Origin of the sequence: Dyella acidisoli (assembly GCF_030160295.1) — a bacterium.
GTDB classification, from domain to species: domain Bacteria; phylum Pseudomonadota; class Gammaproteobacteria; order Xanthomonadales; family Rhodanobacteraceae; genus Dyella_B; species Dyella_B acidisoli.
The window spans coordinates 1-19,149 of record NZ_BSOB01000017.1; the positions used below are offsets into that span (position 1 = coordinate 1).

Consider the following 19,149-nt stretch of genomic DNA (forward strand, 5'->3'; position numbering starts at 1 on the left):
GGCACACCTTGCCACCTTGGTGAGGCCTCATACATAGATGCAGCCGGCATTCGGGGATGAAAAAAGCGGTTGACGAAGGGGGCGAGTCCATACATAGGCTGGGGTGTCATCCCGGCAATGGATGCTGAAAACAGCCCAGCCTACGAGCGCGTCATTTCCCGTCTTTCAGCAGCTGCACGGCACGTTCAAGCTGAAGATCCTGGCCCTTGGCGAGCGACGCAGGGTTATTGGCGACGCGAATATCGGGCTCGATCTGCACCCGCTCCATGACGATGCTGTTGGTGTCTTCCACCGCGCCGTGTGGCACGCCGATGGTGATCCGCGGATTCTGTTCTGTTTCTCTGAATGCCGAGGTTCCGGTGCCCGGAACAGGCATGCCGACGAGTTTGCCGAGTTGCAGGTGCTGGTAGACCCAAGGGAAGAGGTGGCCGTCGGAATAATTGTCTTCGTTGACGAGCAGGGTGGTCTTGCCTGCCCATTTGCCGACCGGTGCCACCGGGTCCCAGCCAATCGAGCGACCGCGCGGTACGTAGTGCAAGTAGCGCTTGCCGCTCAACAGCGTGATCAAGTCGTCGCGCATGTGGCCGCCATGGTTGTAGCGGGTGTCAATCAGTAGCGCTGGTTTGTCGCCATCGCGGCCGAAGACATCGTCGAACATATCGCGGTACGCGCGGTTGTTCATGGCTTTGAGGTGCACGTAGCCAACTTGACCACCGCTCAGCCGATCCACTTCTTCGCGCTGGTGCTTGACCCAGCGTGCGTAAAGCAGGTCTTGTTCCTCGGCGAGCGTGATCGGCTTGACGGTGATCTGTCGCCGTTGCTGAGTCATTGGATCGATCAGGTCAACAACGATTCGCTTGCCGGCCTTGTGATTCAGCACCAAGCTCGGGTCGCAGCCTGCCGGGATCGCTTGCGCATCGATGCGTTCGATAATCGTGCCTGGAGCGATCGCTGCTCCCGACAGCGGACCTTTCTCGATGACTTCCTGAATCTTCAGGCCCGGCCCGTGATAGTCGGGATCGTAGAACGCACCGAGCGCCGCAGTCTCGTCAGATGACTCTCGTTTGTATCGACATCCCAAATGGCTGGCATTGAGTTCACCCACCATCTCGCTGCACATCTCGGCGAAGTCTTCGTCGTTGTCGATGAATGGCAGGAAGCGACTGTAGACGGTGCGATAGTAGTCCCAGTCGACCCCATTCATCTCGGCGTCGAAGAACTTGGCTTTCTCCAGTCGCCAAACATGATCGAAAAGCCAGGCGCGTTCGGCCATGCCATCGATCTGCTTTTCAGCATCAAAGGCGACGGGCGTGACGGTGTCGGAGGCGATGTTCACGCGCGTAGTCTTGCCGGTCGCTAGTAGATAAGCCGTCTTGCCATCACTGGTTAGAGACACGCTCACCGGTGCATCGTCTCCGGGCTTGGCGCTGACCGAGGCTAGTCTGTGCAGATTTTTATCGCGTGGTGTCAATGACCAGAGTTCAACGCTGGTCGCTCCGCGTGCGGCATAGATCAGCTGCTCGCCATCGGGCGTGAGCTGTGCGTCGACCACGTTGGAGGAGCCAAGCGTGAGCCGCACCGTCCGATCGTCCCGATCTTCAAGTTCCAGACTTTCAGCCGGGTGATTTGTTGGCGCAGGTGTGGTCTTGGCCTCGGCGCTCGACAGGTTGAACCGGTCAAAGGCATTCTGGGACAGAAACATCTCCAACACGTCGCCATCGAAATCAGCGTCGTAGCCTGCACCATGCAGGCCGAATTTGTCGCTGATCCAGATCAGCGCACGGCCATCCGGCGACCAGCGTGGCTTGATCTCCTCGAACCCGCTTGCGGCGAGGTTGAGCAGCGTTCCGCGACCGGAAGCATCGATCAAACCAGCCTTGCGTGACCAGCGATTGAGGTCAAGGAAGTTGACCAGAAAGCGCTTTCCGTCCGGCGACCAGTCGAACCATTGGTCGCCATCTTCCACCGAGTAGTTGACGTCGCCCGGCAAGATCAATCGTGTCGTCTTTGTCGCCAGATTCAACACCTTCAACGTGGCGCGGTTTTCGAGGAACGCCACTTCCTTGCCGTCGGGCGAATAACGCGGTTGCTGATTGTCCTTATCGTTTTCGAGCAACGGATGGATATCGATCGCCGAGGCGCCGACAAAGCCGGTGTCTTCTGGTTTACCAAGGGACGCCTCGTAAAGCGACCACGGCCGGCCGTACTCCGCAGCAAAAGCAAGGTGTCGCCCATCAGGACTGAAAGCGATCCCGCGTTCCTGTGCTGGCGTGTTGGTGATGCGTCGCGTGGCACCGGTTTCGGTGGAGACTACATAGACGTCACCACGGACGATGAAGGCCATCTCCCGCCCGGTCGGGCTCAACGCCATTTCAGTGGCATCGGATTTCAGGTGGAGCGTCGTGTTGGTCTGGCGCGTATCGCCGGAAGGCACCGCCACCGATAGTTTGACCGGCAGCGTTGATCCCGCAGGCAAAGTGTAGATCTCGCCATCGAAACCAAAGCACAACGTTCCATCGTCGGCAACGGTAAGGAAGCGAACCGGATTCTTGGTGAAGTGAGTGATTTGTTTGGCAGCCGCTCCCTTTGCGAGCGCTTGCCGCCAGACGTTGAACGATCCGCTCTGTTCGCTGAGAAAGAAGATCGACGTTTGATCCGGCGCCCATTGCGGATTGCGATTTTCTCCTTGGTAACCAGGAAGCTGCGTGAAGCTGTTTTTGCGCACGTCGTAGACAAACAGCTTGTGGGCATTGGCGAAGGTTTCGTGCTTGCGCCAGATGTCCTCAACCCCCTTCACATCTTCATAGAGCAGATGTTGCCCTGAGCGGTCGTAATGCGCGCCGAGTGCAGGCGTGCTCAGTACAAGCGTCGGTGACAGTCCTTCCGCCACAGGCACCTGATACAACTCGGGCAGAAAGTTGGCCGGGTATTTGGCGCTCGTGCGGGTGTCAGTGCGATGGGAACTGAACAACACCGATTGGCCATCGGGTGTGAACGCGGTCGGGATGTCATCAGCGGAATAAGCGGTCAGGCGCTTTTGCGCTCCGCCGTCCGCATCGATCACGTAGACGTCATAGTTGCCATGCAGGTCGGAGGCGAAAGCAATGCTCTTGCCGTTCGGCGACCACACAGGCGCCGTTTCATGTGATGTCCCCGATGTCAGCGCTTTCGCTATACCGCCGCTGCTCGGCACGGTAAACAAGTGTCCGTGGAAGATGAAGGCGATGGTCTTGCCATCCGGCGAGATGGCGGGGTAACGCAACCATAGCGGTGCATCGATGGTCTTGGGTGCATCCTCAGTGTTGGCTGGCGGCGATATTGTTGAAAACAGGAGTGCCAAGACGATCGCAGAGATTCGCCCTATCCACCAACTTCCATTCATGCAACTGTCCTACGTTTTCGATGGGCGAAACCCGGTGGGGCATAGTAATGAGCTGTTGTGCCGGTTCACAGCAGCGTCGCGGTATTTCTGCGATCGTCTTTTTAAATGATGGTGCGTCCATCAGGGTTGTTTGATGGACAGCTCGGCTAAGTGCAGCCATTTCAAATTGCAATGTCTGAAATAAGCAGTCGCGGCCTTTACACGCACAACGTAGGGACTAGTCTCTACGGATGCTTTGATTAATACCGCGGTGTCGTCATCCCCGCGTACGCGGGGATGACGAGCAAAAAAGCTTTTACATTTGCTAGATGGAGCCATGACAGCGTATGAACAAATCTTCAGCGCTTGCTTTTCTCTTTCTCGGCACCGCAACCCTGTTGCATGCCCAGACCGCATCCCAACCTGCCTATGTGACGGACGCTGTTTCCGACAGCGCGCGCCCTGCTGCGGACAAACAGCTCGACAACGATCGCAAGCCGGCAGCATTGATCGCGTTCGCCGGCATCAAGCCGGGTGACAACGTTGCTGACGTGATGCCGGGCGGTGGCTATTTCACCCGCATCTTCAGCAAGGTGGTCGGGGCCAAAGGTCACGTGTATGCCATCGTTCCAGAGGTCTATGCCGCCAAGGCGCCACCGGAGCGACTCAAGTCCATTCATGCGCTGGTTGCCGATCCTGCCTATAGCGGCAACACCCGTCTCGATATCCGACCCTATGATCGGCTCGATGTCGGCGCACCTTTGGACGTCGTATGGACGTCGCAGAATTACCACGATGTCTACGGCGCCGTCAGTGTCTTCAGCGTCGATGGAAGCACGGGCCCGGAACAGGCGGGCAAACTTGATGCTGCTGTATTCAAGGCGCTGAAACCGGGCGGTGTCTTTATCGTGATCGATCACGTGGCCAAACCCGGTTCTGGCGAACAGGATGCGCATACATTGCACCGCATCGATCCGGCCGTGGTCATTGCGCAAGCGAAGGCGGCGGGTTTCGTGCTGGAAGCACAGAGTGAATTGCTCAGCAATCCACAGGACGGACATGACAAGTCGGTGTTCGCGCCGGAAATAAAAGGGCACACCGATAAGTTTGTGCTGAAGTTCCGCAAGCCGATGCATTCATCAAAGACTGATCCGTGATCGAGCCGGAAGGTGTGCCCAATCGCCTATTGAATGGGCGAATCCACACTCGGGCGGATTTGTCGCTCATCCGGCTGTCGTGGCGCTTCATGGTGAGCGCCACGCAATCGGCGATCAGGAAACTGACATCGGCATAAGTTGGAAGAAGATCATCACGACGCTGCGATGTACGCAGGCGTTGATCAGAGGCCCCTAAAGTTTCAGATGCAGAAACTGATTGAAGTCGCTCTTTTGATAGTCCGAAAAGGCTTCACCATTGATGAAGCCGTGTCGCCGATAGAGAGCAAGTGCAGGTTCGAAGGCCGGACCGCTGCCTGTTTCCAGACTTAGGCGGTGAAAGCCGCGTGCTTGGGCTTCTTCGATGATGTGTTCCAGCAGCGCTGCCGCCACGCCACGTCGAAGGTAATTCGGATGCGTGCGCATCGACTTTATTTCCCCCGAGTTTGCATCGAGTTGTTTCAGCGCCCCGATGCCGCAGATGTCGTCACCGTTCCACACACTCCACACCGTCACGTCGGCGGATTTCAAGCCAGACAGATCGAGTGCGAAGACATGCCCCGGTGGTGAATTCGAGTGCATTCCCGCTAAGTGCAGATGCAAAAGCGAGTGTGTCGCGGTGCTGGAAAGATCGTCTACACGAATATCCATGCATTTCCCTCCTACTGCCGATACAGCGCCACTACATAGCGGCACGGTTTGTTGGTTTCGTTGGCGAAAGTGACGTCGGACGGCGCACCAAAAGCCAGGCAGTCTCCTGGATGGAGGCGATGCCGTTCTCCGCCTTCGGTGATGGTGAGCGAGCCTGACCGGACCCAGACCGCCTGGCGGATAAGCGCGAAGCTATGCGCGGGAAAGTTCACGCTGCCGGCTGGTGGTAGTTCGATTTCAGCCAGTTCGAGCGGATGATCGGGGATGGCAAGCACCTGTCGCCGAACATAGCCGGTTTCCGGATCGGTCCATTGCGGTTGATCTGCAGCACGCGAGACGCGCCCCGCATGGCCCTCGGCGCGAACAAGCAGACCGGCAAGCGTGAGACCAAAAGCAGAAGCAAGACGCACAAGCAATGCAGCAGTCGCGCTGACCTCGGCGCGCTCGATCTTGCTGATCATGGTTTTAGAGACGCCCGAACGTTCTGCAACGTCCGCCAATGACCAGCCGCGTGCCTCGCGCTCTAGCCGAAGCCGCCGCGCCAGGCTTGCATCGATATCCAATGTCTCAGCCATGGTGTTCTCCTTCCGGCGCACTGCGGGCGTCGAGGACTATTTGCAGAAAAACCAGATCCAGCCACCGGCCGAACTTGGTGCCCACCTGCTTCAAATAGCCGGCTTGTTCGAAACCGAGTTTGTGGTGAAGGCGGATCGACGCTTCATTTTTTGCTTCGATGCCTGCCACCAGCACGTGCTTATCGCTGCTGCGTGCACGTTCGACCAACGCGAGCAGCAACGCCTCGCCAATGCCTTGGCCGCGCTGATCGGCGCGCACATAGATCGAATGTTCCGCGGTATGCCGATAACCATCCCATGCGCGCCAATCGCCGAACGAGGCATATCCGAGCACGTCGCCTGCGTCGTTCACGGCCACCAGCACCGGATAGCCGGCTTTGTTCCGATCGGCGAGCCATGACGCTCGGTTGGTGGTGTCAACGGTCTGCTCGTTCCAGATGGCCGTGGTGTGCAAGACGGCGTCGTTGTAGATCGCTGTGATGCCTTCGACATCACATGAGTTTGCGTCTCGGATGAGCATGGCCTGATCGTTCACTATAGGATATTAACGTTCACTATAGTGGATGGTTGCACGACTGATCCGACCCTGCAAGCGGATTACCCTTATGATCACTCCAGGGTGAATATCGCAAATTGCTATTGAAAATATCGCAAATTGCGATAAATTGGGTGCGCGAGCACAAGGATGTACAAGATGCGAGTCATCACTAACAGGCGGCTGGTCGAGTTTGCCCAAGAACATCCTGATGCAGATGAGCCTCTTCAGATCTGGCGGAAATTGATTGAGAGCGGCGATTTCCAAGGCTTCAATGATCTGAGAAAGACGTTCAACTCCGTTGATATCTATGAGGACAAGTACATCTTCGATATTCGCGGCAACCGTTACCGCATTGTGGTCGGAATCAGTTTTGTCCAGCAAATCTGCTACATCAAACACGTCTTGACTCATGCCGAATACGACAAAGGCAAATGGAAATGAACGCACAACTCGCCATCACCTCCATTGCAAAGGCCTGGGACAAATTCCGGGGGGCCGCTCACATTGGCCATATCGCCAACGATCGGGACTATGAAGACGCCACCCGTGTTGCCGATGAGCTGCTTGAGATGGGTGCGATGGATGAAGCGCATCCGAACCATTCGTTGTTCATGACCATCAGCGACCTCATTTACGCCTATGACCAGCGACGTTACCCCCTGCCCAAAGTGAACGGTGTGCAGGTTCTTCGCTTTCTGATGGAGCAGCACGGTCTCAAGCAGAACCAGTTGCCGGAAATCGGTCGCCAGAGTGTGGTTTCCGAGATTCTTGCTGGTAAGCGCAGTTTGACCGTGGATCACATTCGAGATCTGTCAGTTCGCTTCGGTATCAGCCCTGCGGCTTTCTTCTAGCGCGCCGCCATCTTTGCATTGACGCCGAACTGAAAGAACGAGTTGTTGATTTCGGATTTCACGGGCGACTGAGGCCGCGCCATCCGGGGCCACAGACCGGTCCCTCACCGAGGACGTACCGGGAGAGTTGCCGCGGCTGCCGGCTGTACCGGTCTCGCTCAATTGCTGCACCGCAACGGTGCAAAGCAGGGGCTATTAGCCCTTGGCTGGTGCGCGATGATCAGCTTCTATGCGCAATTTCTGCATAAAAATCCCGAGAAATTAGCAAGTTAAACCCCTGGCACAAATGATGCAGCGCGTCATCCATCAAGGCCTGCTGATCGGCGTTTTCGCGCGACGGACGGGCCGCCATGCGGGGCAAGTCTTCAGCGGGGTAGGGCATGTCGAGCAAAGCTACGCGGATCGATTTATTTCGGCTGCGCACGCCACAAATGCGTGCGTTTCATTTGAGCTGGCTGGCGTTTTTCGTCTGCTTCTTCGCCTGGTTCGCGGTGGCGCCGTTGATGCCGCTGATCAAAGGCGAATTTCATCTGAGCAAGGATCAGCTCGCCAACATCAGCATCGCCGCCGTGGCGGTGACAGTGTTTGGACGGCTGATCGTCGGGCCGCTGTGCGATCGCTTCGGACCGCGACGCACGTATACATGGCTGCTCGTGCTCGGCGCGGTACCTGTGTTCGGTATCGCCTTTGCACATAGCTATGCATCGTTTCTGTTCTTCCGTCTGGCGATCGGCATCGCCGGCGCGGGTTTCGTCATTACGCAATACCACACGTCAGTGATGTTCGCGCCGAACGTGGTGGGCACCGCGAATGCCGCCGCGGCCGGTTGGGGCAATGCAGGTGGCGGCGTAGCGCAATCGGTCATGCCATGGTTGTTGGCGGCCGTGATCGCATTGGGCGTGCAGCACGATCTGGGCTGGCGTGCCGCGATGTTCGTGCCGGGCGTGTCGATGCTGATCGTTGCCGTTTTGTATTGGCGTTATGGTCAGGATTGTCCGCGGGGCGATTACCGCGACTTGCGTGCGCAAGGCGTGGCGCTCGATGTCGGCAAAGCAGGTGGCTGGAGCGTATTCCTCGCCGCGATAAGCAACTACCGCGTGTGGATGTTGTTCGTCACCTATGCGGGTTGTTTCGGCATCGAGTTGTTCGTGCATGGCGTAGCGGCGAGCTATTACGTCGACCGTTTCGGTATGGATTTGCAGCATGCGGGATTGGCTGCCGGCAGTTTCGGTTTGCTCGCGTTGTTTGCCCGCGCGCTGGGCGGCATCGCATCCGATCGTCTTGCGCGCAAACACGGGCTGGTGGCGCGCAGTTGGCTGCTCGGCGCGCTGATGCTCGGCGAAGGGTTGGGCTTGCTGTGGTTTTCCAGTGCGCAGGCGGCAGGGTTAGCTGTGACGGCCATGATCGTCTTCGGACTGTTCACGCACATGGCCTGTGGTTCCACGTATGCGTTGGTGCCGTTTATCGACCGCAAGGCGCTGGGCGGTGTGGCCGGCGTCATCGGTGCGGGTGGCAATGTCGGAGCGGTGGCCGCGGGCTTTCTTCTCAAGAGCACCGGCTCAGTGCAGCACACCTTTGCTTTGCTCGGCGGTTTCGTGATCGCCGGTTCCTTGTGCGCACTCGCTGTGCGTTTCAGTGCCGAGCACACGGCACGCGAAGAACAGCTTTATCGCGAGGCATTGGGTTTGAATCAGGCGCAACCGGCGGTGACGTCGGTCGCTGCGTAAAGCGGGTGAGGTGCGGCATATGACAATGAAACTGCTCGTGATCGGCAACGGCATGGTTGGGCACAAGCTGCTGGAAGAACTGATGGAACGCCAGCCGCCCGGACTGGAAATCACAGTGCTGTGCGAAGAAAGCCGACCTGCTTACGACCGTGTTCACCTGTCGGAATTCTTCAGCGGCAAGAGTGCTGACGATCTCTCGCTGGTCAAGCCTGGCTTCTTCGATCAGCCAGGCATACAACTGCGCCTTGCTGCGCAGGCGACGCACATCGATCGCCAACAGAAGCGCGTCACCACCGCCGACGGCGAAGTGCTCACTTACGACAAGGTGGTGTTCGCCACCGGTTCGAAACCGTTCGTTCCGCCCATTCCCGGCAATGAACGTTCCGGCTGTTTCGTGTATCGCACCATCGACGATCTGCTCGCCATGCAGGAGTGGGGCAAGCGTTCCAAGGTTGGCGTAGTGGTCGGCGGCGGCCTGCTTGGCCTTGAGTGCGCGAAGGCATTGCGCGATTTGGGTTTGGAAACACACGTAGTGGAATTCGCGCCGCGCCTGATGGCCGTACAGGTGGACGATATCGGCGGCCAGGTTCTGCGGCGGAAGATCGAGGAACTCGGCGTTACCGTCCACACCGGCAAAAGCACGGTGGAAATCATCGACGGCGACAGTGCGCATCAGCGCATGAAGTTTGCCGACGGCAGCTATCTCGATACCGACATGATCGTGTTCTCCGCCGGCATTCGCCCGCGCGATGAGTTGGCGCGCCAGTGCGAACTGGGCGTCGGCGAACGCGGTGGCATTCACGTTGACAACTATTGCCGCACGCGCGATTGGGACGTCTACGCCATCGGCGAATGCGCATATTGGGGCGGCAAGACATTCGGTTTGGTCGCGCCGGGCTACGACATGGCGCGCGTAGTGGCTGCGCACTTGTGCGCACTGCTTGAACGCAAGCAAGCGTTGCAACTGCCGGAATTCGTCGGCGCCGACATGTCCACCAAGTTGAAGCTGATGGGCGTGGATGTAGCCAGTCTCGGCGATGCGCACGGCACCACGCCGGGTAGCCGCAGCTATCAGTTCAGCGACGAGCGCCGGCAGGTCTACAAGAAGCTGGTGGTGTCGGGCGACGGCAAGCAGTTGCTCGGTGGCGTGCTGGTGGGTGATGCCAGCGAATACGGCACTCTGCTGCAGATGATGCTCAATGGCATCGAGCTGCCGGAATCACCGGAATTCCTGATCCTGCCCACGCCGGACGGCAACGCTAAACCAGGGCTGGGCGTGGATGCGCTGCCGGTTTCCGCGCAGATCTGCTCGTGCAACAACGTCTCCAAAGGACAGCTTTGCGATGCAGTGTGCGCCGGTGCGACGTCCATTGGTGAGTTGAAAGCTGTCACCAAGGCCGGCACCACCTGCGGTGGCTGCGTACCATTGGTCACGCAGATCATGAAGGCGGAAATGAAGCGCCAGGGCCTGGCGGTGAACAACCACCTGTGCGAGCACTTCGCTTTTTCGCGGCAGGAGTTGTATCACCTGGTACGCGTGGAGCGCATCAAGCACTTCGACGAACTGCTCGCCCGCCATGGCAAAGGTCTTGGCTGTGATATCTGCAAACCAGTGGCGGCCAGCATTCTCGCTTCCTGCTGGAACGAATTCGTGCTGCAGAAAGAGCATGCCTCGCTGCAGGATTCCAATGATTACTTCCTCGCCAACATCCAGAAGGACGGCACGTACTCGGTAGTGCCACGCATGCCAGGTGGTGAAGTCACGCCGGATGGTTTGATCGCCGTGGGCGCGATTGCGAAGAAATACAGTCTCTACACCAAGATCACCGGCGGGCAGCGCGTGGACATGTTCGGTGCGCGGCTGGAGCAGTTGCCGCTGATCTGGGAAGAACTGATCGCCGCCGGCTTTGAATCCGGCCATGCTTACGGGAAGTCGCTACGTACGGTGAAATCCTGCGTAGGTTCCACGTGGTGCCGTTACGGCGTGCAGGATTCGGTAGGCGCTGCGATCGACTTGGAAAATCGCTACAAGGGCCTGCGTTCGCCGCACAAATTGAAAATGGCCGTGTCCGGCTGCACACGCGAATGCGCCGAAGCGCAGGGCAAGGACGTGGGCGTGATTGCCACCGAAAAAGGCTGGAACCTGTACGTATGCGGCAACGGCGGTATGAAGCCACGCCATGCCGAGCTGCTTGCGGGTGATCTCGATACGCCGACGCTCATCAAGTACATCGACCGCTTCCTGATGTTCTACATCCGCACCGCCGATCGCCTGCAGCGCACCAGCGTGTGGCGCGACAACTTGGAGGGCGGCCTGGATTACCTCAAGGACGTGATCGTGCACGACAAGTTGGGGTTGGCGGACGAGCTCGAAGCGGAGATGCAGCTCGTCATCGACACCTACGAATGCGAATGGAAAAAAGCGGTGGCCGATCCGCAAACGCGCAAGCGCTTCCAGCACTTCGTCAACAGCCATGCACCAGATAGCAACGTAGTGTTCGTCGCGGAACGCGGTCAAATCCGCCCGGCGACGTCGGAAGAAAAACGCAGCCGGCGCATTCCCGCCAGCGTCGTGACGGAGTAAAGCGATGGAAGATGTGGTGACGACGAACGGCTGGACACTCGTGTGCGATTTGGAAGACATCGTGCCCAACACGGGCGTGTGCGCGCTGGTCGATGACGAGCAGGTGGCCGTGTTCCGGATTGGCGAGCACGAACTTTACGCGATCGACAATTTCGATCCGAACGCAGACGCCTATGTGCTGTCGCGCGGACTGATTGGCAGTCTGGGCGAGCGTGTCGTGGTTGCATCGCCGATCTACAAACAGCACTTCGATTTACGTACTGGCGAATGCCTTGAAGCACCGGAACATTCCGTGCGTGCCTGGAAGGTGCAATTGCAAGGCGATCACATACTGCTGGGGCAACCCGCACGATGAGCGCATCGCGGCCTAGGCTGGTCGTTATCGGCAATGGCATGGCCGGCATGCGCACAGTGGAGGAGCTGCTGCAGCTTGCGCCCGGCTTGTACGACATCACAGTGTTCGGTGCGGAGCCCTACGGCAACTACAACCGCATCCTTCTTTCGATGCTGTTGAGCGGCGAAAAGAGCGCCGACGAGATCATGCTCAATACGCCGGAGTGGTACGCGGAAAATGACATTACGCTGCATGCCGGCGATCCGGTGGTTGCCATCGATCGGCGCCGTCGGCGAGTACATTCGCGCAAGGGCGTGGAGGTGGCTTATGACCGTCTGCTGATTGCCACGGGCTCGCAGCCTTTCATTCTTCCCTTGCCAGGTGCGGATCTGCCAGGCGTGATTGGCTTTCGCGGCATCGACGATGTCGAACAGATGCTGCACGCCGCCAGCACTTATAAGCATGCTGCCGTGATCGGTGGTGGTCTGCTCGGCATCGAAGCTGCCAACGGCCTTTTACGTCGCGGCATGCAGGTGACACTGCTTCATCGCATTGATGTGCTGATGGAGCAGCAACTCAATGCCGATGCGTCGCGGTTGCTTTCGCACAATCTCAAAGGGCGCGGTTTGAACGTGCTGCTGGGTGCGCAGACGAAGGCGCTGTATGGCGATGGACGTGTGCAGGGCATCGAGCTGGCTGACGGTGCTCGTATTGATGCCGATCTGGTGGTGATGGCAGTGGGCGTACGTCCGGATATCGCGTTGGCAAAGTCTTGTGGATTGCACTGCGATCGCGGCATCGTGGTCGACGACACCTTGCAGACCTATGATCCGCATATCTACGCCGTGGGCGAATGCGTGCAGCATCGTCGCCTCACATTCGGTTTGGTGGCGCCGGTATGGGAACAGGCACGTGTGTGTGCTTCGCATCTGGCGCGCATTGGGCATCGTCGCTATCGCTTCACTCGTACCGCCACCAAGCTCAAGGTGACGGGTATCGATCTTTATTCCGCCGGCGATTTCATCGGTGGTGATGGTACGGAGGATCTGGTGCTGCGCGATCCGCGCCGCGGCATCTATAAGCGGCTCGTGTTGAAGGACAACCAGATCATCGGCGCCGTGTTGTACGGCGATGTGAAGGATGGTGGCTGGTATTTCGAGCTGATCCAGAATGGTACGGACATCACGCCGATCCGCGATCGCATTTTGTTTGGCAAGCATTATTGCCAGCAAGCGGAGGTGGCGGCATGAGCTTGGTACGGCTTCCGCCAACTGGCCGTCATTCCCGCGAAAGCGGGAATCCATTTGCTCTGGAGTCCAAAGCGAAGATGGATTCCCGCTTTCGCGGGAATGACGGCCGAGAACATGGAGACTTCAAGGGCATCAGGCCATGACCGTCGCCACCACCTGCCCCTATTGCGGTGTAGGTTGCGGCGTACTGGCCCGCGCCAACGCCGACGGCTCCGTGCACGTGGAAGGCGACACACAGCATCACGCCAACCACGGCCGCCTGTGCGTAAAGGGATCGGCCCTCGGCGAAACGGTTGATCTGCGTGGCCGCCTGCTGCACCCCATGCTGCGCGCATCGGATGGCACATTACGCCGCGCGAGTTGGGATGACGCATTGGATCGCGTGGCCGAAGGTTTCCGCCGCGTCATCGATCAGCACGGCCCCGATGCCGTGGCGTTCTACGTATCCGGCCAATTGCTCACCGAGGACTACTACGTCGTCAACAAGCTGGCCAAGGGCTACATCGGCACCGCCAACATCGACACCAACTCACGCCTGTGCATGTCGTCCGCCGTGGCCGGCCACAAGCGCGCGTTCGGCGAAGACGTGGTGCCGGGTTGCTACGAAGATTTGGAGCAGGCCGAGCTGATCGTGCTGGTGGGCTCGAATACAGCGTGGTGCCATCCCATCGTGTACCAGCGCATCGCCAAGGCAAAGGAAAGCGGTGCGCCGCCACGCATCGTGGTGATCGATCCGCGTCACACGGCAACGTGTGAATCGGCCGACCTGCACTTGCCAGTGAAGCCGGGCACGGATGTGTGGCTGTTCAATGGCCTTTTGGCGTTTCTGTTCCAGCACGGCGCAATGGATGCGCGTTTCGTGGAAGCACATACCGAAGGCTTCGCGCAGGCGCTGGCAGCAGCGCAGGCCGATGCCGGTGATCCAGCCGAGGTGGCGCGCATCTGCGGTGTACAGCTGACCGATCTTTTGAATTTCTACCGCTTGTTTGCACGTTGCGAGCGCACTGTCACGCTGTTCTCGCAGGGCGTGAACCAATCCTCCAGCGGCACCGACAAGGTCAACAGCATCATCAACTGCCATTTGCTCACCGGGCGCATCGGCAAGCCGGGTATGGGGCCATTCTCGTTGACAGGTCAACCCAATGCGATGGGTGGCCGTGAAGTCGGCGGGCTGGCGAACATGCTGGCGGCGCATATGGAGCTGGAAAATCCGGTGCATCGCCAGATCGTGCAAACGTTCTGGCAATCGCCGCGCATCGCCGAACGTGCGGGTTTGAAAGCCGTGGACCTGTTCGACGCCATCGGCGAGGGCAAGGTGAAAGCGTTGTGGATCATGGCCACCAATCCAGTGGTGAGCCTGCCCGATGCGGATCGCGTGAAGCGGGCGCTGGCAGGTTGCGAGTGGGTGGTGAGCTCCGACATCGTCGCGCAGACCGATACCAACGCGTACGCGCATGCCTTGCTGCCCGCGCTGGGTTGGGGCGAGAAGGACGGCACCGTTACCAACTCCGAGCGGCGTATTTCGCGCCAGCGCACGTTTCTGCCCGCGCCGGAGGAGGCGCGCGCGGATTGGCGCATCGTGTGCGATGTGGCGCAGCGGATGGGCTTTGCGGAAGGATTTCAGTTCGACGACGTGCACGCGGTATTTGCCGAGCATGCGCGGCTGACTACCTATCGCAATCACGAAGTGCAGGGGAATGATGCGCTCGCTGCACGGCGTCTGCTCAATCTCGAAGGACTGGCAAACCTGGATCGCAGCGCTTACGACGAGTTAAGGCCGGTGCAATGGCCGGTCGTAGCGAATGGCGAAGGCGCGACACGCCTGTTTGCGAATGGCGGGTTTTCACGCGCAAACGGTCGCGCGCGTTTTGTGACGACGCCGGCACGCATGCCCGTACACGCCACCGACCGTGAATACCCGCTGGTGCTAAACACCGGCCGCGTGCGCGATCAGTGGCACACCATGACGCGCACCGGCAAAGCGCCGCGCCTGACGGGTCATATTCCCGAACCGTTTGTTGACATGCATCCGCACGACGCGCTTCGTTGCGGTGTGCGTGAAGGTGAGCTGGCACGCGTGCAATCGCGTTGGGGTGGTATGGTGGCGCGCGTGAAGCACAGCGGCGGCATGCGCGCCGGCAATGTGTTCGTGCCGATCCACTGGAACGATCAGTTCGCTTCCGACGCGCGCGTGGGTAGCCTGGTCAATCCGGTGGTCGATCCGGTCTCCGGCGAGCCGGAGTTCAAGCACACGCCGGTAAGCGTAGAACCCTTTCCGGTGCGTTGGTACGGCTTTGCACTCAGTCGCAATCTGCTGGCGCCGGATGGATTGAGCTATTGGACGTCCATCCAGGGCGATCGCTTTCGTCGTTACGAGATCGCACATCGCGAACGGCCATCCGAATGCAGTGCCTGGGCGCGTGCGTGGCTGGGCGTAAGCGATCCGGACGCGGATTGGTTGGAATATGAGGATCGCAGTACGGGCGTGTATCGCGCGGCGCATTTGGTCGACGATCGCATCGAGGCTTGCGTGTTTTTATCCTCGCGCCCGGATCTGCCGGCGCGGAACTGGCTCGCCGGTTTGTTCCTGAAAGAGCAGTTGGAAGAAGCCGATCGCATGGCGCTGCTGATCGGCGAACCCGCCGATCCCGGTGCGGCGACAGGCCCGATGGTGTGTTCGTGTTTTGGTGTCGGGCGCAACACGATTTGCGATGCGATCCGTAAGCAAGGCCTGGAAACTCCAGCGCAGATCACTGCTGCCTTGCGCGCGGGCGGCAATTGCGGCTCGTGCGTGCCGGAGCTGCGGCAGTTGATTGCGGAAGTGCGGGCGGAGGTGAATGCGTGATTACGACACGCCCCTCTCCCTCCGGGAAAGGGGCTGGGGGTGAGGGTTCGGGCGGAGCGTGATAACGACTTCTTGTGCGAGTTTTGTCGTTGCGCGCTGATCGTACCCTCACCCCAACCCCTCTCCCGGAGGGAGAGGGGTGGCATCGGCAAGTTTTTCAATCAACGCCTGTGTCAACGGCTTAAGATAATAACTTTCTTCCGGCACTACTTGAGGTTCAACGCCGTGCGCGCGCAGCGAATCGGCCACTACGGGACCAATCGCCGCCACTAGCGTGTGCGCCAGCGCCTGCTTTAACCGATCAACTTCCACCAGGCGAAACAACCGTTCCACTTGCTGCAGGCTGGTAAAGGCGATCGCATCGATCTGGCCCTGCTGCATGGACTCGATCAGCCCCAGCACTTCCGCATCTGCCGCCGCATCGGCATACACGTACGGCCACACGGGTAGCGCATTCGCACCGGCGGTAGCGAGAAAATCCATCAGCGGTGCATTCGGCTCTGTGCCGTAAAGCTGCACACCCACGCGGCGTCCTTTCAGATCGAGCGTTTGCATCAACGCGATCATGCCGGGCGTGGTGGCAGGGTCGGCGACCAACGTGGGTTTCAAGCCAAGTTCACGCAGCACGCGGCCGGGCTTGGGGCCGCGCGCGATAGTGCGCACGACGCCGAGTTGCGTGACGAAGCGGTCGCGCAGTTCCGGCGCATGATGGTCGATCAAGCTCAGCAGGCGTCGCACACCTTCGCCGGTGAACAGCAGCAGATCATCGCAGCGGCCGGCACAGAATGCGCGCAGCCAGTCGAGTACCGGCTCAGGGTTTGGCGTGTCACGAATGTCGACCAACGGGCAGCGCAGGACAGATGCACCGCGGCGTTCCAGCAGCGACGCGAACATATCCAGCTCGCGCGACTCGGGAATGGCGATGCGGCGGTTTTGCAGGGGGCGTTCTGAGTTGATGTCTGTCATGCCTGCAGGGTCGCGCGGGGCGCTATGAGGGTCACCTTACCTCATGGCCGTCATTCCCGCGAAAGCGGAGGCGCTTTACAACAGCGAAGCTGGTCAATCCACTTTGCTCTGATGCATCCGTAAAAATGGATTCCCGCTTTCGCGGGAATGACGACCGTGAGGGAACGCATACTTTCATGGTGTCCCACCAAACCATGCATGTTCGTGCGCCAGCGCCGCCACCTCCCCGACGATCAACAATGCTGGCGGATGAATCGCATGTTCCTTGGCAAGCACAGGCAATTCCTGCAAGACACCGCGCACCATCCGCTGTTGTGGCAGCGTGCCATTTTCGATGATGACGAACGGCGTATCCGGCCGCCGACCGTGCTCCAGCAAGCGTTGTGTGAATTCATCCAACCTGGCCACACCCATATAGACGGCCAAAGTCTGATGATCCTGCGCTAGCGCTGGCCAATCCATCGCATCGAGCGATTCTTTGCCGTGGCCGGTGAGTAAATGTACGGAACGTGCGTGCTCGCGATGCGTCAGCGGAACGCCCGCATAAGCCGCGCACGCCACGGCGGCGGTGATGCCGGGCACGATTTCGCAGGGAATACTGTGCTGGTGCAGAAATTCCATCTCTTCGCCACCGCGCCCGAACACGAACGGATCGCCGCCTTTCAGCCGTACTACAAGGCGGCCTGCCTGCGCCTGTTCGAGCAGCAGCTGATGAATCTGTTCCTGCTGCGTATGACGCCCACCGCATCGCTTGCCCACGTCGATACGCTCGGCATCGCGGCGTGCCAGCGCGAGCACAGGTTCGCTAACGAGCGAGTCGTGCAGGATCACGTCGGCCCGGTTGAGTGCACGCAACGCATTCAGCGTGAGCAAGCCAGGATCGCCAGGGCCAGCACCGACCAGCAGCACCGAACCTTTGCGCGACACAGGCTCTTTCGCATCCAACGCATCCAGCAAAGTCCGCTCGGCGTCATCGGGACGTGCGTTGCGCAACTGGTTCATCACTGGTCCGTCGTGCAGCCAGTCGTAGAAGGCGCGGCGTTCGGCCATATCCGGCCATCGCTGTGTGATGCATGTGCGGTATCGCTGCGCGAGCGCGGTGAGCGGACCTAATGCGTGATCGAGTTCGGTTTCCAGTGTTTCGCGCACACGACGGGCAATCACGGGTGCTGCACCGCCGGTGGAAACCGCTACCGTCAATGGCGTGCGGTCCACCATCGCTGGGACTTGGAAACGGGATAGGGCGGGAGCGTCCACTACGTTCGCCAAAATGCGGCGATCTTCCGCGTTCGCGGCGACGCGGGCGTTCAGTTCGTGATCGTCGGTGGCGGCGATGACCAGCCATACGTCATCCAGCCATGCGGATTGGAACGCACCGGCGAGATGTTCGATTTTGCCTTGTTCAACCTGTTGCATCAGGGCGGGCGTGAGCGACGGCGCACCCACGCGCACCTTTGCGCCGGCCGAGAGCAGTGCGGCCGTCTTGCGCTCGGCGACGTGGCCGCCACCCACGACGAGTACCGGCAGCCCGGTCAGATCGGCGAACAGTGGATAGAGCCCCATGATGCGGTTTTCTCGGTGCACAAACGTGTGCGTCTAGATTAATGCGGAAGCACGCGTGTGCCTTGCGACGATGCGGAATAAAGCGGCTTGCATTGGCGGTGGACGAAACTCATCTGTTCTTCTTCAAGGGTGGTTTTTGCCTCACCGTCATTCCGGCCTTCGCCGGAATGACGGTGAGGGAGTATGGGAATCTTGGCAAGCACCGCCCCTCACCCCAACCCTCTCCCCGAAGGGGAGAGGGAGTAGAGCCTTTACGGCCGTACCGCAATCACCTCGATCTCCACCCGAAACCCGGGATTCGCCAGTCCAGCCACCTGAAACGCCGAACGCGCCGGCAGCTTGGGCTGCTCTTTCGTACCGAAGAACTGCGTGTACCCAGCCATGAAGCCGGCGAAATCCATATGTCCGCCGTGCGCTTCGTCACCCACCAGGAACACCTGCATTTTCACCACATCGCCCATGTCCATGTGCATGCTCTGCAATTGCTTCTGGATCGAGGTGAGCACACCGATGGCCTGGGTCTTGGTGTCGCCGTAGGCAGCGACGGAATCCTTCGGCGCCTTCGCATCGACCACCGGCGGCACCATGCCGCTTAGGAAGACGAGGGATTTGCCCGCCGGTATTTCCACCGCGGCGGAGATAGGGAAGTTGCTGTTGGGCAGCTTGTAGCGGGTGACATCCTGTGCGTGGGCAAACGTGGGTGCAGCAAGCAACAGGGCCAGGGCAGCGACGAACTTTGACTTCTGCATA

The 19,149-nt window shown here is 59.5% G+C and carries 15 protein-coding genes; 8 read left to right on the top strand and 7 right to left on the bottom strand.

What is annotated here, in order from left to right; translation table 11 throughout:
* Positions 1 to 151 precede the first annotated feature (151 nt).
* Positions 152 to 3,382 (bottom strand): S41 family peptidase, encoded by a 3,231-nt coding sequence (locus tag QQJ86_RS09495; RefSeq protein WP_284320695.1) that lies wholly within the window; start codon positions 3,380 to 3,382, stop codon positions 152 to 154.
* 326 nt (positions 3,383 to 3,708) lie between these two features.
* Between QQJ86_RS09495 and QQJ86_RS09500 the strand changes: the two genes are divergently transcribed.
* The gene (locus QQJ86_RS09500; RefSeq protein WP_284320696.1) at positions 3,709 to 4,518 is read left to right on the top strand and encodes a class I SAM-dependent methyltransferase; all 810 of its coding nucleotides are present in this window, start codon (positions 3,709 to 3,711) and stop codon (positions 4,516 to 4,518) included.
* 192 nt (positions 4,519 to 4,710) lie between these two features.
* Here the strand turns inward: QQJ86_RS09500 and QQJ86_RS09505 are convergent, their stop codons facing one another.
* From QQJ86_RS09505 to QQJ86_RS09515, 3 genes are read right to left on the bottom strand one after another with little or no spacing between them, the layout of a single operon-like run.
* On the bottom strand, positions 4,711 to 5,166 hold the full coding sequence (locus tag QQJ86_RS09505) for a GNAT family N-acetyltransferase (protein WP_284320697.1): 456 nt from the start codon (positions 5,164 to 5,166) through the stop codon (positions 4,711 to 4,713).
* A gap of 11 nt (positions 5,167 to 5,177) precedes the next feature.
* Positions 5,178 to 5,741: a helix-turn-helix domain-containing protein gene (locus tag QQJ86_RS09510; RefSeq protein WP_284320698.1), complete on the bottom strand. Its 564-nt coding sequence runs from the start codon at positions 5,739 to 5,741 to the stop codon at positions 5,178 to 5,180.
* Positions 5,734 to 6,261 carry a GNAT family N-acetyltransferase gene (locus QQJ86_RS09515; protein ID WP_284320699.1) on the bottom strand — a complete coding sequence of 176 codons (528 nt, stop codon included), beginning with the start codon at positions 6,259 to 6,261 and terminating at the stop codon, positions 5,734 to 5,736. Before QQJ86_RS09515 ends, QQJ86_RS09510 begins: the two co-directional genes overlap by 8 nt.
* A 174-nt stretch (positions 6,262 to 6,435) precedes the next feature.
* Between QQJ86_RS09515 and QQJ86_RS09520 the strand changes: the two genes are divergently transcribed.
* The 7 genes from QQJ86_RS09520 to QQJ86_RS09550 all read left to right on the top strand — a co-directional run bounded on the left by QQJ86_RS09520 (position 6,436) and on the right by QQJ86_RS09550 (position 15,870).
* Positions 6,436 to 6,720 carry a type II toxin-antitoxin system HigB family toxin gene (locus QQJ86_RS09520; protein ID WP_284320700.1) on the top strand — a complete coding sequence of 95 codons (285 nt, stop codon included), beginning with the start codon at positions 6,436 to 6,438 and terminating at the stop codon, positions 6,718 to 6,720.
* Positions 6,711 to 7,130: a helix-turn-helix domain-containing protein gene (locus QQJ86_RS09525; protein WP_284320701.1), complete on the top strand. Its 420-nt coding sequence runs from the start codon at positions 6,711 to 6,713 to the stop codon at positions 7,128 to 7,130. Before QQJ86_RS09520 ends, QQJ86_RS09525 begins: the two co-directional genes overlap by 10 nt.
* Positions 7,131 to 7,510: 380 nt before the next feature.
* Complete coding sequence (locus tag QQJ86_RS09530; protein ID WP_284320702.1) at positions 7,511 to 8,857, top strand: MFS transporter; 1,347 nt, start codon at positions 7,511 to 7,513, stop codon at positions 8,855 to 8,857.
* A 19-nt stretch (positions 8,858 to 8,876) separates the two neighbouring features.
* On the top strand, positions 8,877 to 11,441 hold the full coding sequence (nirB, locus tag QQJ86_RS09535) for a nitrite reductase large subunit NirB (protein ID WP_284320703.1): 2,565 nt from the start codon (positions 8,877 to 8,879) through the stop codon (positions 11,439 to 11,441).
* A gap of 4 nt (positions 11,442 to 11,445) precedes the next feature.
* On the top strand, positions 11,446 to 11,796 hold the full coding sequence (gene nirD, locus QQJ86_RS09540) for a nitrite reductase small subunit NirD (protein ID WP_284320704.1): 351 nt from the start codon (positions 11,446 to 11,448) through the stop codon (positions 11,794 to 11,796).
* Positions 11,793 to 13,025: an NAD(P)/FAD-dependent oxidoreductase gene (locus QQJ86_RS09545; protein ID WP_284320705.1), complete on the top strand. Its 1,233-nt coding sequence runs from the start codon at positions 11,793 to 11,795 to the stop codon at positions 13,023 to 13,025. Before nirD ends, QQJ86_RS09545 begins: the two co-directional genes overlap by 4 nt.
* Before the next feature lie 139 nt (positions 13,026 to 13,164).
* Entirely contained in the window at positions 13,165 to 15,870 is a 2,706-nt protein-coding gene (locus QQJ86_RS09550; RefSeq protein ID WP_284320706.1) for a nitrate reductase, read from the top strand.
* Between the two features lie 108 nt (positions 15,871 to 15,978).
* Here QQJ86_RS09550 and QQJ86_RS09555 read toward each other — a convergent pair whose 3' ends face one another.
* The 3 genes from QQJ86_RS09555 to QQJ86_RS09565 all read right to left on the bottom strand — a co-directional run bounded on the left by QQJ86_RS09555 (position 15,979) and on the right by QQJ86_RS09565 (position 19,148).
* The gene (locus tag QQJ86_RS09555) at positions 15,979 to 16,836 is read right to left on the bottom strand and encodes a uroporphyrinogen-III synthase (RefSeq protein WP_284320707.1); all 858 of its coding nucleotides are present in this window, start codon (positions 16,834 to 16,836) and stop codon (positions 15,979 to 15,981) included.
* Between the two features lie 174 nt (positions 16,837 to 17,010).
* Positions 17,011 to 18,399, bottom strand: a complete 1,389-nt coding sequence (cysG, locus tag QQJ86_RS09560; protein ID WP_284320708.1) for a siroheme synthase CysG — start codon at positions 18,397 to 18,399, stop codon at positions 17,011 to 17,013.
* A gap of 251 nt (positions 18,400 to 18,650) precedes the next feature.
* Entirely contained in the window at positions 18,651 to 19,148 is a 498-nt protein-coding gene (locus QQJ86_RS09565; RefSeq protein ID WP_284320709.1) for a RidA family protein, read from the bottom strand.
* Position 19,149: the final 1 nt, after the last annotated feature.

Excerpts from the sequence above, each read along its gene's own strand:
- QQJ86_RS09515 (WP_284320699.1), bottom strand. The coding sequence starts at position 6,261 with ATGCTCATCCGAGACGCAAACTCATGTGATGTCGAAGGCATCACAGCG.
- nirB (WP_284320703.1), top strand. The coding sequence starts at position 8,877 with ATGACAATGAAACTGCTCGTGATCGGCAACGGCATGGTTGGGCACAAG.
- nirD (WP_284320704.1), top strand. The coding sequence starts at position 11,446 with ATGGAAGATGTGGTGACGACGAACGGCTGGACACTCGTGTGCGATTTG.
- QQJ86_RS09545 (WP_284320705.1), top strand. The coding sequence starts at position 11,793 with ATGAGCGCATCGCGGCCTAGGCTGGTCGTTATCGGCAATGGCATGGCC.
- QQJ86_RS09565 (WP_284320709.1), bottom strand. The coding sequence starts at position 19,148 with ATGCAGAAGTCAAAGTTCGTCGCTGCCCTGGCCCTGTTGCTTGCTGCA.
- QQJ86_RS09530 (WP_284320702.1), top strand. The coding sequence starts at position 7,511 with ATGTCGAGCAAAGCTACGCGGATCGATTTATTTCGGCTGCGCACGCCA.
- QQJ86_RS09555 (WP_284320707.1), bottom strand. The coding sequence starts at position 16,836 with ATGACAGACATCAACTCAGAACGCCCCCTGCAAAACCGCCGCATCGCC.
- cysG (WP_284320708.1), bottom strand. The coding sequence starts at position 18,399 with ATGGGGCTCTATCCACTGTTCGCCGATCTGACCGGGCTGCCGGTACTC.
- QQJ86_RS09525 (WP_284320701.1), top strand. The coding sequence starts at position 6,711 with ATGGAAATGAACGCACAACTCGCCATCACCTCCATTGCAAAGGCCTGG.
- QQJ86_RS09510 (WP_284320698.1), bottom strand. The coding sequence starts at position 5,741 with ATGGCTGAGACATTGGATATCGATGCAAGCCTGGCGCGGCGGCTTCGG.
- QQJ86_RS09500 (WP_284320696.1), top strand. The coding sequence starts at position 3,709 with ATGAACAAATCTTCAGCGCTTGCTTTTCTCTTTCTCGGCACCGCAACC.
- QQJ86_RS09505 (WP_284320697.1), bottom strand. The coding sequence starts at position 5,166 with ATGGATATTCGTGTAGACGATCTTTCCAGCACCGCGACACACTCGCTT.
- QQJ86_RS09550 (WP_284320706.1), top strand. The coding sequence starts at position 13,165 with ATGACCGTCGCCACCACCTGCCCCTATTGCGGTGTAGGTTGCGGCGTA.
- QQJ86_RS09520 (WP_284320700.1), top strand. The coding sequence starts at position 6,436 with ATGCGAGTCATCACTAACAGGCGGCTGGTCGAGTTTGCCCAAGAACAT.
- QQJ86_RS09495 (WP_284320695.1), bottom strand. The coding sequence starts at position 3,382 with ATGAATGGAAGTTGGTGGATAGGGCGAATCTCTGCGATCGTCTTGGCA.